Genomic DNA, 13,016 nt, shown 5'->3' with positions numbered 1-13,016 from the left:
TAACCCTTGCCTTACACCGCTGCAGCACCGGATACGATCTCAGTCAGCTCCTGGGTAATACTGGCCTGACGGGCCTTGTTGTATACCAGTTGCAGATCGTTAATCAGGTTGCCGGCGTTGTCAGTCGCGGCTTGCATGGCAACCATTCGGGCTGCCTGTTCACTGGCCAAGTTTTCTACCACACCCTGGTACACCTGGGATTCGACGTAGCGAATCAGCAGGGCATCCAGCAGTTGCTTGGGATCCGGCTCATAGAGGTAATCCCAGTGGTTCTTCTTGTTCAGCTTGCTGTCTTCTGTTACGGGCAAAGGCAGCAGTTGATCGACCTTTGGTTGCTGAACCATGGTGTTGACGAACTTGTTGTACACCAGGTACAGCCTGTCAATCTCACCGTTGTCGTAAGCCTTCAGCATGACCTTGACTGAACCAATCAGGTCATTGACGCTCGGGGTGTCACCCAGTCCGGAGACATGGGCTTTCACCTTGGCGCCGTGCCGCTCAAAGAAGTTGGAGGCCTTGCTACCGATCAGTGCCAGGTCAACCTTGGCACCTTTCGCGCTCCATTGCTTCATCTCGTTGAGGGCAGACTTGAACAGGTTGATGTTCAGGCCGCCACACAGGCCACGGTCGGTGGAGACGACGATGTAACCCACTCGCTTGACCTCACGTTCGATGAGGTAGGGGTGCTTGTATTCCAAGTTCCCCTGAGCGATATGGCCGATCACCTTGCGCATGGTTTCAGCGTACGGACGGCTGGCAGACATGCGTTCCTGCGCACGGCGCATCTTGCTGGCTGCCACCATTTCCATAGCGCTGGTGATCTTCTGAGTGTTTTTCACACTCCCGATCTTGTTACGTATCTCTTTTGCGCCGGCCATCTCTTCTCTCCATCAGGTGGCAGCTTGCGCTGCCACACACGCTTACCAGGTCTGGGTTGCCTTGAAGCTATCCAGCAACGCAGTCAGCTTGCCAACGACAGCGTCGTTGTAGTCAGCCTTGGCATTGATTTCAGCCATCAGCTCGGCATGCTGGGTATTGGCGTAAGAGAGCAGAGCGGCTTCGAAGTCGACAATTTTGCTCAGTTCGACATCGGCGAGATAACCCTTCTCGGCGGCGAACAGCACCAGAGACTGGTGAGCCACGCTCATCGGAGAGTACTGCTTCTGCTTCATCAGCTCAGTCACTTTCTGACCGTGATCCAGCTGCTTGCGAGTCGCATCGTCCAGATCGGAGGAGAACTGGGCGAATGCCGCCAGTTCACGATACTGGGCCAGCGCGGTACGGATACCACCGGACAGCTTCTTGACGATCTTGGTCTGAGCGGCACCGCCTACACGGGATACGGAGATACCCGGGTCAACCGCCGGACGAATACCGGAGTTGAACAGCTGAGTGGTCAGGAAGATCTGGCCATCGGTGATGGAGATCACGTTGGTCGGAACGAACGCAGACACGTCGCCGGCCTGGGTTTCGATGATCGGCAGCGCGGTCAGAGAACCGGTCTGGCCAGTCACGGCACCCTTGGTGAACTTCTCGACGTACTCGACGTTGACGCGAGCAGCACGCTCCAGCAGACGGGAGTGCAGATAGAAGACGTCGCCCGGGTAAGCTTCGCGTCCTGGTGGACGGCGCAGCAGCAGGGAGATCTGGCGATAGGCTACGGCCTGCTTGGACAGGTCATCATAGATGATCAGCGCGTCTTCACCGCGGTCACGGAAGTACTCACCCATGGAGCAACCGGCATAAGGAGCCAGGTACTGCAGGGCAGCAGCTTCGGACGCAGAGGCAACCACCACGACGGTGTTGGCCAGGGCGCCGTGCTCTTCCAGCTTGCGTACCACGTTGGCGATGGTGGAGGCCTTCTGGCCAATCGCAACGTAGACACACTTAATGCCGGAGTCTTTCTGGTTGATGATGGTGTCGATCGCGATGGCAGTCTTACCTACCTGACGGTCACCGATGATCAGCTCACGCTGGCCACGACCGATTGGGATCATGGCATCGATGGCTTTCAGACCGGTCTGGACTGGCTGGTCAACAGACTTACGCTCGATAACGCCAGGTGCAATGACTTCGATTGGCGAGTAGCCATCGTTGTCGACCGGGCCCTTACCGTCGATCGGCTGACCCAGGGTGTTGACCACCCGGCCCAACAGACCACGACCTACCGGCACTTCCAGAATACGGCCGGTGCCTTTTACTTTCATCCCTTCCGCCAGGTTGGCATAGGGACCCATAACTACGGCACCAACGGAGTCACGCTCCAGGTTCAATGCCAGAGCGAAGCGGTTGCCCGGCAGCTCGATCATCTCACCCTGCATGGCATCGGCCAGGCCGTGGATACGAATGATACCGTCGCTCACAGAGACGATGGTACCTTCGTTACGCGCTTCGCTTTTGACATCAAACTGCGCAATGCGCTGCTTGATCAGCTCGGCGATTTCAGTGGAATTCAGTTGCATGCTCTAATACCCCAATCAAGATTGCAGCGCATCGGCCATGCGATCCAGCTTACCGCGGACTGTGCCGTCGATAACCAGGTCACCGGCCTTGATGAGCACCCCGGCCATCAAGGACGCATCTGTGCTGCAATTCAGCTTCACTTTGCGCGCGAGACGTTGTTCCAGAGAAGCCTGAATATTGGCTTTCTGCTGGTCGGTCAGTTCGATCGCCGAAATCACGTCAGCCTGAACTTCTTTGTCCAGTTCAGCCTTGAGCGCTACAAATTCAGCGACGACCGCCGGCAGCACACCCAAGCGACCATTCTCGGCCATCACCCGGATCAGGTTCTGACCATGCTCGTCGAGTTGCTCACCGCAGACACTCACAAATAATTTTGCGAGCTCTTCGGCAGCCACAGAGCCGTTTACCAGGTTGTTAATGGTCTCGTTCTTCACTACTTCTGCAGCGAAGCCGAGCATTTCCAGCCACTGGTCAACCGCCTTGTGCTCAACGGCAAACTCGAAAGCAGCCTTGGCGTAGGGGCGAGCGATTGTAGTCAGTTCAGACATAGCCCCGTTCCCGTTACAGTTCTGCTACCAGTTTGTCGACGATGTCGCTGTTGGCAGCCTGGTCGATTTGGCGTGCCAGGATCTTCTCTGCACCCGCGATGGCAAGAGCAGCAACCTGCTTGCGCAGTTCTTCTTTGGCACGATGACGTTCAGCTTCGATCTCTGCACGGCCCTGAGCCAGGATTTTTTCCCGCTCTGCTTGCGCTCCGACAGCGGCTTCATCAATGATTTGGCCCTTGCGTTTGTTGGCCTGTTCAATGATTTCGGCAGCCTGAAGCTTGGCTTCTTTCAGCTGATCGGTGGCGTTGGCCTTGGCCAAATCCAGATCTTTCTTGGCACGTTCGGCAGAAGAGAGACCATCAGCAATTTCTTTCTGACGGGCTTCGATGGCAGCGATCAACGGCGGCCATACGTACTTCATGCAAAACACTACGAAGATGAAAAAAGCAATTGCTTGGCCGAGGAGGGTGGCGTTGATATTCACAGCCGATGTCCTCTTAAGTTAGTTAATGGGTTCTGCGTGAGTCGAGACGACTTAGGCAACCGCAAACATCACATACAGACCCAGACCAACGGCGATCATCGGGATCGCATCTACCAGACCCATGACGATGAAGAACTGGGTACGCAGAACAGGGATCAGATCAGGTTGACGAGCCGCACCTTCCAGGAACTTGCCACCCAGGATACCGATACCGATGGAGGCGCCGATAGCCGCCAGACCCATCATCATTGCAGCAGCGATGTACAGCAGGTCCATGTTCAAGTTTTCCATGAGGATCTCCATTTATTTAGATGTAATTGATTGTATAAAAAGGATTATTTGAGTTGCATCATCAATGGTCTTCTTGCGCCATCGACAGATAGACGATGGTCAGAACCATGAAGATAAACGCCTGCAAAGTGATGATCAGGATGTGGAAAATTGCCCAAGGCACGGACAGGATCCACTGTGACCACCAGGGTAACAAACCCGCAATCAGGATAAAGATCAGTTCGCCAGCATACATGTTGCCGAACAGTCGCAGACCCAACGAAACAGGCTTGGAAATCAACGTGACGGTTTCAAGGATGAAGTTAACCGGGATGGCAGCGGGATGGTTGAAAGGCTGAAGCGTCAGCTCCTTCACGAATCCGCTGATACCCTTGACCTTGATGCTGTAATACAGGATCAAGAAGAACACGCCCAAAGCCATGGACATGGTGATGTTAACGTCAGCAGAGGGAACCACACGCAGATAGGGAACACCCATCAACTGTGCAGCGTGAGGGATAAAGTCAACGGGGATCAGATCCATCAGGTTCATCAGGAAGATCCACACAAACACTGTCAGGCCAAGAGGTGCGATGACCTTGTTGCGACCATGAAAGATGTCTTTGACGTTACCATTCACAAACTCGACCAGCATCTCCACAAAGCACTGCAGCTTACCGGGCACACCGCTGGTAGCCTTGACGGCCACACGACGGAACAACCAGATAAACAGAGCGCCTAGCAAGACAGAAAATATCATTGAGTCGATATTCACTGTCCAGAACCCCGATCCAACTTGCAGATGGGTCAGGTGGTGGGAGATATATCCCTGAGGAGTCAGGACTTCTCCGGTTGCAGACATGAGTTTTCCTAATAGTGGTTGTTAAGCGTGAATGAAACTATCCACTGTACAACGAGGGCGAGGATATAAGTGGCGAAGAACGAGATGGTGTCGACCTCGATCCCGGAGCCAAACAGCAGGGCGAAAAGTCCTGTTGTAGTAATGAGCTTAATCCCTGCCCCACCATAAAAGTCCCGCAAAACCAGACCCACACTCTCCTTCGTCACCTTGCGGCGCAGAACCCAGAGTGTGAACAGGGCTTGAGGAACCCAGTACATCCCCCCTCCGTAGAGAGAGGATTGTCCGGCGAACGGACCCCGCAGGTAAAACCAGACGGAACTGATCGCCAGGATCAGGATGAGCTGACAAACGAGCATAGCCAAGGCTAGCATCAAACCTTCCAAGGCTATTTTCTGTTTCACCAACCTACCCCTGAACATTACAGAACTGTAAAAAATCGGTATCCGAAGACGCCGGGTTCACAGCTCGAAAAGCCGGTCAAATTATACCCGTGAAGACGGCTATTGCAACATGGCAAAAATCCTTAATTTTTGCGGCCTTCCGCGCGAAATTAAGGTTATGTTCATATCGAAAGGAATGGATGTTTTATTACTACAAAAAGCGTAAAAATCACGATTCTGACAGGCCAAAATAGCACAGTAAGCGGTCCAAATCCGCTAAGTTATCGTAACTTATTACTAACTTACCGCTATCCTGCTTGCCCGGCTGAAGTTGTACCTGATTGCCTATTTTTTCTGAAATCTGGCGCTCGATGTAACCAAATTGGGGATCGCGAACGGGTTCAACCTTGGTTTTTGCCGGTTCCAACGTCTTTTGCACGAGTTTCTCGGTATCTCGCACGGTCAATCCCTTCTGAGCGACCAGTTTGGCCAGCTCGGATTGGGCCGGGCCGCTCAGGGCCAGCAGGGCGCGGGCATGGCCCATGTCGAGATCACCGTGCTCAACGAAGCGTTTCACATCCTCGTTGAGCTGATTGAGGCGCAGCAGGTTGGTCACGGTCGTGCGGGACTTGCCCACGGCTTCAGCCACCTGCTGGTGGGTCAGTTCGAACTCGGTCAGCAGCCGCTGCAGGGCAACCGCTTCCTCGATGGCGTTGAGATCTTCACGCTGGATGTTCTCAATCAGCGCGATGGCCACCGCAGCCTCGTCGGGCACGTCCTTGACCAGGCAGGGAACGACCTCGAGCCGGGCCAGCTGGGAGGCACGCCAGCGCCGCTCACCTGCGATGATCTCGAAGCGGTTCTCACCGATGGATCGTACCACTATCGGCTGAATCACACCTTGCGCCCGAATGGAGTTGGCCAGGTCTTCCAGCGCATCCTGCGACATGTCCTTGCGTGGCTGGTACTTGCCGGACTGGAGCCACTCCACCGGCAGCTTGCGCAGCTCGCCCTGGTTGGTGGGCGCCATGGCCTGCTCGGTGCGCTGGTCGCTCATCACCTGTTTCTGGCGGGCGGCTGTACTGGTGCTGAGCAGGGCATCCAGTCCCTTGCCCAGGCCACGTTTCTTCAGAGTCATAGGCTCTCTCGGTCTGCGGTGATCGGTTGGCGTTCCTGTTCCTGGCGGCGCAGTATCTCGCCAGCCAGAGCCAGATAGGCCTTGGCCCCCACCGATGCTTTGTCATAGTGCATGGCCGGGGCACCGAAGCTCGGGGCCTCCGCCAGTCTTACGTTGCGGGGGATGATGGTGCGATAGACCTTGTCCCCAAAGTGCTGTTTCAGCTGATCGGACACATCATTGGCCAGCCGGTTGCGGTGATCGAACATGGTGCGCAGCACCCCTTCGATCTTCAGCTCCGGATTGACCACGGCCGCCAGCTTGCTAATGGTGTCCACCAGGGCGGTGAGACCCTCCAGCGCATAGTATTCGCACTGCATGGGCACCAGCACTGAGTCGGCAGCGGCCATGGCGTTGACGGTCAGCATGTTGAGGGAAGGGGGGCAGTCGATGAAGACGTAGTCGTATTTGTCCCGCACCGAGGCCAGCGCGTTGCGCAGGCGGATCTCGCGGGCGAAGAATTCCATCAGGCGGATTTCAGCTGCCGTGACGTCGGCATTGGCGGCGATGAGGTGATAACCCCCCGAGGTTTCGGGGATGATAACCTCCTTGATGGGGGTATCTTCGATCAGCAGTTCATAGGCGGTGCGCTCGACTTCGTACTTGTCGACGCCGCTGCCCATGGTGGCATTGCCCTGCGGATCCAGATCGATCACCAGCACCTTGCGCCGGGTGGCGGCCATGGAGGCGGCCAGATTCACACAGGTGGTGGTTTTACCCACTCCACCCTTCTGGTTGGCTATGGCAATGACTTTTCCCACACTATCCCCTAAATGAATACGGCGGCCCTATTCGGGCTGGATGGCTTGAAACTCCAGCAGATGGCGCTCGCCTTCCAGCTCCGGCACCACCAGCTTGTGAGTGGCGACTAGACGGATATTGGCGGGCAGCTCGGCCAGCTCCTGCTCGGGATATTGTCCCTTCAGCGCCAGGAAACTGCCTTCGGCCGACGGCAGATGATGACACCAGCTCAGCATGTCCTCCAGGGAGGCGAAAGCCCGACTTAGTACCCCATCGAAACCCACTTCTGGCTGATATTCTTCAACCCGGGACTTGATGGGCGTCACATTGGTCAGCCCCAGCTCCAGGATCACCTGGCGGATGAAGTTGATCCGCTTGCCCAGGCTGTCGAGCAGCACGAACTGCTTGTCCGGATTGATGATGGCCAGCGGCAACCCAGGTAAACCGGGACCCGTCCCGACATCGATGAAACGCTCACCCTTGAGGTGAGGGCTCACCACCAAGCTGTCGAGGATATGCTTGACCAGCATGGCGTCCGGATCACGCACCGAGGTGAGATTGTAAGCCTTGTTCCACTTGTGCAGCAACTCGACCAGGCGAACCAACTGACTCTTTTGGATATCAGTGATAACAATATCGGCCTGCATGAGCAGGCCGTTCAGTCTTTCCAGCATGTTTTCCAACGGTGAGAATCCTCAGGCGGTTTTGCGCAGCAGGCCGTGCTTCTTCAGGTGTACCAGCAGAATGGAGATGGCGGCCGGGGTGATGCCGGAGATGCGAGAGGCCTGACCTATGGTCTGCGGCTTGGCATCGTTGAGCTTGGCGATCACCTCGTTGGAGAGACCGTTCACGTCGCGGTAGTTCATGTCCAGCGGCAACAGTGTGTTCTCGTTGCGCAGCTGCTTCTCCACCTCGTCGTGTTGACGCTCGATGTAACCGGCGTACTTGATCTGGATCTCCACCTGATCGGCGGCGGCGGTGTCCACCACGGCAGGACCGACCCCCTCAATGGCCATCAGGGCGTCATACGTCACCTCTGGGCGGCGCAGCAGTTCTTCCAGGCTCTGTTCGCGGGTCAGCGGGGTGTTGACCAGGGCATTGACCGCTTCCAGGGACGGGTGTTGCGGGTGGATCCAGGTCGACCGCATGCGCTGGCGCTCCTGCTCGACCAGTTCCATCTTGGCGTTGAACTTGCTCCAGCGATTATCATCCACCAACCCGAGTTCGCGGCCGATGCCGGTCAGGCGCAGATCCGCGTTGTCTTCCCGCAGCAGCAAGCGGTATTCGGCGCGGCTGGTGAACATGCGATACGGCTCGCGAGTCCCCAAGGTGGAGAGATCGTCCATCATCACGCCCATGTAGGCCTGATCCCGACGCGGATGCCAGGCCTCCTTGCCCTGAGCGCGTAGACCAGCGTTCAAACCCGCCATCAGTCCCTGAGCCGCCGCTTCTTCATAGCCGGTGGTGCCGTTGATCTGGCCGGCGAAGAACAGGTTTTCGATGCACTTGCTCTCCATGTTGGCCTTGAGATCCCGCGGATCGAAGAAATCGTACTCGATGGCATAACCGGGACGAGTGATATGGGCATTCTCGAAGCCACGGATCGAGCGGACGATCTGCACCTGCACGTCGAACGGCAGACTGGTGGAGATCCCGTTCGGGTAGAGTTCGTGGGTGGTCAGCCCTTCCGGCTCGACGAAGATCTGGTGCGCCGTCTTGTCGGCAAAACGGGTGATCTTGTCTTCGATCGACGGGCAGTAACGGGGGCCGATCCCCTCGATCACCCCGGCGTACATGGGGCTGCGATCCAGGTTGTTGCGGATCACCTCGTGGGTCTGCTCATTGGTATGGGTGACGTAGCAGGGCACCTGACGTGGGTGCTGGCTGGCATCGCTGATGAAGGAGAAGACGGGGCGCGGATCGTCACCGTGCTGCTGTTGCATCACGGAGAAATCGACGGTGCGGGCATCGATGCGCGGCGGCGTGCCGGTCTTGAGGCGATCGATCCGCAGTGGCATCTCGCGCAGGCGTTGTGCCAGGGCGATCGAGGGAGGATCCCCGGCGCGGCCACCCTTGTAGTTTTCCATGCCGATGTGGATCAAGCCGTTCAGGAAGGTGCCCACGGTCAGCACGACCGTCTTGCCGCTGATACGGATCCCGCTCTGGGTCACCACACCGGCGACGCGATCCCCGTCCATGATCAGATCGTCACAGGCTTGCTGGAAGATCTTCAGGTTCGGGTAGTTCTCCAGGGTCTGGCGTACCACGGCCTTGTATAACAGACGATCCGCCTGGGCACGGGTAGCGCGCACAGCCGGTCCTTTGGAGGAGTTCAGGGTGCGGAACTGGATCCCGCCGAGATCGATGGCTTGCGCCATGATCCCACCCAGGGCGTCAACTTCCTTGACCAGGTGTCCCTTGCCGATCCCGCCGATCGCTGGATTGCAGGACATGTGCCCCAGCGTATCTATGTTGTGGGTCAGCAACAGGGTATTTAGGCCCATACGGGCGGACGCTGTTGCTGCTTCGGTGCCTGCGTGACCGCCACCGACGACGATCACATCAAATTGTTCATGGTATTGCATTGGGGATCACCTTGATCTGCACGCCTGAAGATCGTTATTTGCCTGGTCTGAAGGGCGGATCATTCTATCTGTTTAGCATCCAGAGGGGAACGTCTACTTCAGGATCAGTATGGATGAAGGATCCGTTAAATAGATCTTAAGGATCTTTAGATCGATCTTTTATTGGATCTTTTATTAGGATCCGCCGTTTCTGTTGATAAGCACTTTTTGATCATAAAGATCATCTGGTTAGAGGCGATCCCAGCTTGTGGAAAAGCTTGGATCCCAGGGCCCTGAAGGGGGGGATAAGTCGCCATTTTATCCACATCGCATCATTGATATGGATCTCATACATGGATAACTATAGGTTTTACAGCGGTTAACCCTATGGTTATGCACAGCGGATCCGGCAATTTTCCATTTACCTACGAAAAGCCCCATTCAGGCTTGCCTGTTAATAACCTGGTGGATAGGGATCTGGGGATAAGCGGGGAGATCTGGGTTGTTTGCGCGGATCCCCCCGCCCTGATCAGGCGATCAATGCCATCCAGTCATGGATCCAGGCTTCTGCCGCATCTTCCGGGATCTCATGCTGGGTCACATCGATGTCGAGACGATCCCCTATCCGGCTGGCGCCGCACTCGGCCAGCAGCCGATCCAGGGTTCTGCCGCCCTGGCAGAAGGTGTCATAACTGCTGTCACCCAGTGCAATCACCCCGTATTTCAAGGCATTAAGATCCGGCTGCTGGTCGGCAAGATCCTTGGCGAAGGGCAGCAGGTTGTCGGGAATATCGCCGGCACCATGGGTGGAGGTGATCACCAGCAGGATGGCATCCGGCTCGGCCAGCACCTCGGCAAGGCTTGCCGGGTTGTGGATCTTCGGCTGATGCCCCGCCTGTTCCAGCAGGCTGGCGACATGATCTGCGACATATTCGGCGGCGCCCAGCATGGAGCCGACGACGAGATTGAGTTTGGCCATGGAATGGATCCTGAAAAAACGCGGAAAGTGCGGAGCCGGGATTCTACCGCCAAAGGATGTGGATAAATATGGATAAAGCTTGGGGATAAGGATCCTTTCGGAATTTTCAGGGTAAAGACGGGATCGAGCGCCTTTTTTGATCCTCTGCCGAGCGTATCTCTTTTTCTTGCTAAACGAATGAGTCCTGACGCTCAAAAAACGGCGTGTTGATACGTTGGGTAACAATCTAGATGCAAATGATTAGCAATTATTGAATCGATTCGATCATGGCTCCTGTAGTAGCATAATGATGCTTTATTCGCCTAAGGAGTCGGGCAAACCGGCAGGATTGGGCGCCCATAATAAGAAACCAAAATATAACTCATTGATATTTGAGACACTTAATATGATTGCGCAAAAAAATACCCCCAATGCAGTGATGCAAAAGAGAGTTGCTCAGCGACTGCTGCCGCTCTCCTGTTTGCTGGCCAGCCTGCCGGTGCTGGCTGCGGAACAAACCGAAAAAGAGCTGCCCAAGGCCAGCGAAACCATGGTAGTTACGGGTACCGCCATGAAGGTCGAAGTGCCCATGGCCGAGACCCCGCGTGCCGTCTCCGTGGTCAATCGCGAAGAGATGGATCAGCACGCCGTCCAGCAGCTGGATGAATCCCTGCGTTACCGTTCAGGCGTCCTCGCCGGTCTCTATGGTTCTGACAACAACACCGACTGGTTCAAGGTACGTGGCTTCGATGCCGCCCAATACCTTGATGGCAACCGTCTGTTCAGCACGGGTTACTACGTGTGGACCCCAGAGCCCTTTGGTCTCGAGAGCGTGGAAGTGCTCAAGGGCCCAGCCTCCATTCTCTATGGTGAGGCGCCTCCCGGTGGCGTGATCAACTCCATCAGCAAGCGTCCGACCGCGACCCCGCAAGGCCTGGTCAATCTGCAACTGGGCAGCCGGGATCTGCGTCAGGTCGGGGTCGATTTCTCTGACGATCTGACCGACAACAGCCGCTATCGCATGGTTGCTCTCTATAAAGAGCGGGATGGCGTGCTGGATGGCACCTATAACGAGCGTGCCTACCTGGCGCCGAGCGTGACCCTGGATATCTCGGATCGCACCAGCCTCACCCTGCTGGCCAGCTTCCTGCACGACGAAGGTGTGCCCACCAATGGCTTCTTCCCTGTCTATGGCACCCTCAATACCGAAGGCGGCCAGATCGATCCCAGCACCAACCTGAGTCAGCCGGGTTACGATCGCAACCGCAACACCCAGATCTCCGCCGGTTATGAGCTGGCTCACCAGATCAACAACACCTGGGAGTTCAAGCAGAACGTCCGCTTCAACTACAACGATCTGCTGCTGCGTCAGACCTATATCTTCCCGACTTACGAGGGCACTACCGCCTACCGTGGTCTGGTTTACCGTGATGGGGACACCAAGAGTGCCACCATGGACAACCAACTGGTGGGTTACTGGAACACGGATCGCACCGAGCAGACCCTGCTGATGGGGATCGATCTGCAACGCCACGTGAACGAAGGGGTCGAGGCTGACAACTACGGCATGGGCTCCATCGATACCATGCACCCGGATTACAGCGGCTTCCCAGGCTTTGATGAGTCCACTGCGACCTATCAGAAGAACACCAAGGGCCAGAGTGGCCTCTATGCCCAGCACCAGATCCGCTGGGACGATCGCTGGTTGCTGACCGCGGGTGGTCGTTTTGACTATGTGGAGACCCACAACATCAGCGAAGCCACCAGCAAGAACGAGAAGCAGTATGACGACAACCTCTCGCTCTCCGGCAGCCTGATGTACCTGGCCGACAACGGCCTCTCCCCGTACTTCGCCTATGCTGAGTCGTTCGAAGTGCTGCCGGGTATCGATCCGAACACCAAGAATTCCTACAAGCCGCTGGAAGGCAAGCTGTATGAGACCGGCATCAAGTACGCGCCGAGCTTCCTCGATGGCTACATCAACCTGGCGCTGTTCGATCTGGAGCAGACCAACTCCCTGGTCTCCACCGGTTCGGGCCAGCAGACCCAGGCGGGTAAAGTGACCTCCCAGGGGGTCGAGCTGGAAGGGAGCGTGCAGGCCACCGAAGCGCTGCGCCTGACCGCTGCCTATACCTACACCGATGCCAAGACCAACGACACAGGTGATGGCGATCGCCGCGCCAGTCTGATCCCGCGCCACCAAGCCTCCTTCTGGGGCAACTACAAGGTGCAACAGGGTCCGGTTTCCGGTCTGGAAGTGGGTACCGGGGTGCGTTACATCGGCTCCAGTGTCGGCATAGGCGCCGTGGATGCGAACTACAACCCCATCTATGGTTCCGCCGAAGTGCCAGCCCAGACCGTGTGGGATGCGATGATCGGGTATGACTTTGCCAAGAACTGGCGTGCCCAGATCAACGTCACCAACCTGCTGGACGACACCTATGTGGCGAGCTGTGACTACTACTGCTACTACGGTGAGCCGCGCAGCATAGTCGGCACCGTCAACTACCGCTGGTAAGATACAGGCCGGGCGGGAGCATTAGCTCCCGCCCTCCTTCTTTTTGTACAC

Annotated in this window: 13 protein-coding genes; 1 reads left to right on the top strand and 12 read right to left on the bottom strand. The window is 56.6% G+C overall.

All coding sequences use genetic code 11. From position 1 onward, the window contains the following. Window positions 1–11: 11 nt before the first annotated feature. From atpG to mioC, 12 genes are all read right to left on the bottom strand, one after another. Entirely contained in the window at window positions 12–878 is an 867-nt protein-coding gene (gene atpG, locus CUC44_RS08140) for a F0F1 ATP synthase subunit gamma (protein WP_100859465.1), read from the bottom strand. A gap of 42 nt (window positions 879–920) precedes the next feature. Further along, a complete protein-coding gene (gene atpA, locus CUC44_RS08135) occupies window positions 921–2,462 on the bottom strand; it encodes a F0F1 ATP synthase subunit alpha (RefSeq protein ID WP_100859464.1) in 1,542 nt (513 codons plus the stop codon). A gap of 15 nt (window positions 2,463–2,477) precedes the next feature. Beyond that, window positions 2,478–3,011 (bottom strand): F0F1 ATP synthase subunit delta, encoded by a 534-nt coding sequence (gene atpH, locus CUC44_RS08130; RefSeq protein WP_100859463.1) that lies wholly within the window; start codon window positions 3,009–3,011, stop codon window positions 2,478–2,480. 13 nt (window positions 3,012–3,024) lie between these two features. Further along, entirely contained in the window at window positions 3,025–3,495 is a 471-nt protein-coding gene (atpF, locus tag CUC44_RS08125) for a F0F1 ATP synthase subunit B (protein ID WP_100859462.1), read from the bottom strand. Between the two features lie 51 nt (window positions 3,496–3,546). Further along, the gene (atpE, locus tag CUC44_RS08120) at window positions 3,547–3,786 is read right to left on the bottom strand and encodes a F0F1 ATP synthase subunit C (protein ID WP_010672265.1); all 240 of its coding nucleotides are present in this window, start codon (window positions 3,784–3,786) and stop codon (window positions 3,547–3,549) included. Window positions 3,787–3,847: 61 nt separating this feature from the next. Continuing rightward, a complete protein-coding gene (atpB, locus tag CUC44_RS08115) occupies window positions 3,848–4,627 on the bottom strand; it encodes a F0F1 ATP synthase subunit A (RefSeq protein WP_042651586.1) in 780 nt (259 codons plus the stop codon). Between the two features lie 8 nt (window positions 4,628–4,635). Next, window positions 4,636–5,046, bottom strand: a complete 411-nt coding sequence (locus CUC44_RS08110) for an ATP synthase subunit I (protein WP_167388833.1) — start codon at window positions 5,044–5,046, stop codon at window positions 4,636–4,638. Window positions 5,047–5,236: 190 nt separating this feature from the next. Continuing rightward, window positions 5,237–6,145, bottom strand: coding sequence for a ParB/RepB/Spo0J family partition protein (locus CUC44_RS08105; RefSeq protein ID WP_100859461.1), 909 nt, complete (start codon window positions 6,143–6,145; stop codon window positions 5,237–5,239). Beyond that, window positions 6,142–6,945, bottom strand: a complete 804-nt coding sequence (locus CUC44_RS08100; RefSeq protein WP_100859460.1) for a ParA family protein — start codon at window positions 6,943–6,945, stop codon at window positions 6,142–6,144. The genes CUC44_RS08105 and CUC44_RS08100 overlap by 4 nt, the downstream gene beginning before the upstream one ends. 27 nt (window positions 6,946–6,972) lie before the next feature. After that, a complete protein-coding gene (rsmG, locus tag CUC44_RS08095; protein ID WP_100859488.1) occupies window positions 6,973–7,599 on the bottom strand; it encodes a 16S rRNA (guanine(527)-N(7))-methyltransferase RsmG in 627 nt (208 codons plus the stop codon). A 21-nt stretch (window positions 7,600–7,620) separates the two neighbouring features. Continuing rightward, the gene (gene mnmG / locus CUC44_RS08090) at window positions 7,621–9,510 is read right to left on the bottom strand and encodes a tRNA uridine-5-carboxymethylaminomethyl(34) synthesis enzyme MnmG (RefSeq protein WP_100859459.1); all 1,890 of its coding nucleotides are present in this window, start codon (window positions 9,508–9,510) and stop codon (window positions 7,621–7,623) included. A 508-nt stretch (window positions 9,511–10,018) separates the two neighbouring features. Further along, entirely contained in the window at window positions 10,019–10,468 is a 450-nt protein-coding gene (gene mioC, locus CUC44_RS08085) for an FMN-binding protein MioC (RefSeq protein WP_167388832.1), read from the bottom strand. 385 nt (window positions 10,469–10,853) lie between these two features. Between mioC and CUC44_RS08080 the strand changes: the two genes are divergently transcribed. Then, complete coding sequence (locus CUC44_RS08080; RefSeq protein WP_167388831.1) at window positions 10,854–12,965, top strand: TonB-dependent siderophore receptor; 2,112 nt, start codon at window positions 10,854–10,856, stop codon at window positions 12,963–12,965. Window positions 12,966–13,016: the final 51 nt, after the last annotated feature.

The organism is Aeromonas lusitana (genome assembly GCF_002812985.1).
In the GTDB taxonomy this organism is placed as follows: Bacteria; Pseudomonadota; Gammaproteobacteria; order Enterobacterales; family Aeromonadaceae; genus Aeromonas; species Aeromonas lusitana.
Note: the sequence above shows the minus strand (reverse complement) of the source record. Positions and strands in the feature narration are given on the sequence as shown.

Excerpts from the sequence above, each read along its gene's own strand:
- atpG (WP_100859465.1), bottom strand. The coding sequence starts at position 878 with ATGGCCGGCGCAAAAGAGATACGTAACAAGATCGGGAGTGTGAAAAAC.
- atpA (WP_100859464.1), bottom strand. The coding sequence starts at position 2,462 with ATGCAACTGAATTCCACTGAAATCGCCGAGCTGATCAAGCAGCGCATT.
- atpH (WP_100859463.1), bottom strand. The coding sequence starts at position 3,011 with ATGTCTGAACTGACTACAATCGCTCGCCCCTACGCCAAGGCTGCTTTC.
- atpE (WP_010672265.1), bottom strand. The coding sequence starts at position 3,786 with ATGGAAAACTTGAACATGGACCTGCTGTACATCGCTGCTGCAATGATG.
- atpB (WP_042651586.1), bottom strand. The coding sequence starts at position 4,627 with ATGTCTGCAACCGGAGAAGTCCTGACTCCTCAGGGATATATCTCCCAC.
- CUC44_RS08110 (WP_167388833.1), bottom strand. The coding sequence starts at position 5,046 with ATGTTCAGGGGTAGGTTGGTGAAACAGAAAATAGCCTTGGAAGGTTTG.
- CUC44_RS08105 (WP_100859461.1), bottom strand. The coding sequence starts at position 6,145 with ATGACTCTGAAGAAACGTGGCCTGGGCAAGGGACTGGATGCCCTGCTC.
- rsmG (WP_100859488.1), bottom strand. The coding sequence starts at position 7,599 with ATGCTGGAAAGACTGAACGGCCTGCTCATGCAGGCCGATATTGTTATC.
- mnmG (WP_100859459.1), bottom strand. The coding sequence starts at position 9,510 with ATGCAATACCATGAACAATTTGATGTGATCGTCGTCGGTGGCGGTCAC.
- mioC (WP_167388832.1), bottom strand. The coding sequence starts at position 10,468 with ATGGCCAAACTCAATCTCGTCGTCGGCTCCATGCTGGGCGCCGCCGAA.
- CUC44_RS08080 (WP_167388831.1), top strand. The coding sequence starts at position 10,854 with ATGATTGCGCAAAAAAATACCCCCAATGCAGTGATGCAAAAGAGAGTT.